Below are 1,716 nucleotides of genomic sequence, written 5' to 3' on the forward strand. Positions count from 1 at the left end.
CCGGAAGCTAAGACCCACAGCGCCGATGGTACTGCACCCGGGAGGGTGTGGGAGAGTAGGACACCGCCGGACAAAACATCAGGTCGAGGCCCCAACCACTGGTTGGGGCCTCCCGCATTTAAACACCCAGATATGGCGGCTACGCCCCGGACCCCCCACCAGATACGGGGCTCGCCTTGGTGGCCTGCTTAATTTCTATATGGTGCTCTGATGTGATCTTGAAGCCCCCGGCGTCGAGAGTGCCGGCTCGGCGAAGAACCGAGCGGCGACGGAATGGGATATGGGCGCTGTGGATTGGATAGATCGGACGGGCGGGAAAAATCATCCGTCGGGGGCGTGTGGTCGCAGTGCCATAGGCCCCGCACAGGCAGGAACCGCCGCGATGTCGCACTGGACCGGGGCGTGGTTTTTAGCGTTCGCTCACTCTGAAGGGGACCCGTCCTCCCCATGCGCCGACGTCCGTCCGCGCATGTATGTCATCCAGGAGAAAATGGCATCTATCGGGCCACGCAGCGAGCCGCCCGTCGACGATCCGGCCTCAACCGCTGGCGACGGTCCCATCCCGCTGGGGGCTGGGAGTGCTCTGCTCGCTGTGGCGACTTCGGTGAGGAAATTCACGACGGCAACTTCGTGGCTCACTCGCTGGTTGAGGCTTACGGCGAACGGCTGGCCGACGCCGGATTCCCCTGCTGAACATCACATGCGTCGAGGCATCGCAGCCCGGAATTGTCGTGCCCCTGGGTTCCGTCTGGGCGTTCTGTTGGACGGGGAGATTCGCGGTAGACCTTGAGCAGTCCTGACGGCTGACGGCTGACGCAGCCCGGGCCCGGGAGAGCGCGACATTGTCCGGAGCCAGGCAATGAGGGAAGTCGCCCCCCGGCGGCGCAGTGGGAGTGCGCGGGCTTTACCTGCTCCACACCCGGCTCGTGAACATCGGTACGGGGTACGCCCAACAGAGGTGAGAGGCCGGCGCCCCGGAACGGGTTGGATGCCGGGTACAAGCAGCCCAGGGTCTTCGCCGACTCACGAGGACGAACGGCGTGCCATGGCCCTGCCCACCCAGAAACGCGCCGACGCGATCTGGACAAACGCCGGCTTCGACGTGGAATGGTCCCCGTCTGGCTGGAAGTTGGGCTACGCCGACCTCGTCCCTCCCTGGGTATCCGGGCACGGCCTGAGGTCCGCCCTGCTGCCCGCAAAGTAGGCGGACGCAGGCTCGAAGTTCCGGGTGGGCTACTCGCGCTACGTGTACGTGAATCCTGTGCGCCGCGGTGTGGGTACGGCACGCTGTAGACCCGCTGCGCCCAAGTCTTACCGTCCGAAACCACGGATGCATAGTTTGCCTTCACCTCCGGGCGACAGCTGACGGTTCTCCCGGCGAAACGCTGTGCTGCAGCCCACAGAGGGCAATTTCGACGCCGGGAGGGGGGGGTTGGGTGCCTTTTCGGCGCCTCCTGCCGCGGAATGACGCGGATTCCGCGACCGCTTCCGCCCGATTTGCGGCAGTCTTCGCGGGCGTGTATTGTTTTCTGAGTCGCCGCCGCTGAAGCGGAAAAATAGCGGCCAAACCCCCTGATAACAGCCTGAAAATGGCTCGCTTCCTAGCGTGCCGAGGACGGTGGGGGACGATCTTCCGTTGATGGGAATCCTGAGAGATGGATTTGCGTCGGGGCGGGTGGTCGGGTAAGTTTGAAAAGTTGCTCCGGAGCGATCCTG

General features: G+C 64.4%; 1 protein-coding gene. It reads left to right on the forward strand.

The window, feature by feature from the left end:
• Nucleotides 1-1,045 precede the first annotated feature (1,045 nt).
• Nucleotides 1,046-1,204 carry a hypothetical protein gene (locus ACYQ1Z_RS19005; protein ID WP_459794106.1) on the forward strand — a complete coding sequence of 53 codons (159 nt, stop codon included), beginning with the start codon at nt 1,046-1,048 and terminating at the stop codon, nt 1,202-1,204.
• Nucleotides 1,205-1,716 lie beyond the last annotated feature (512 nt).

It is taken from the genome of Arthrobacter sp. AD-310, assembly GCF_054656615.1.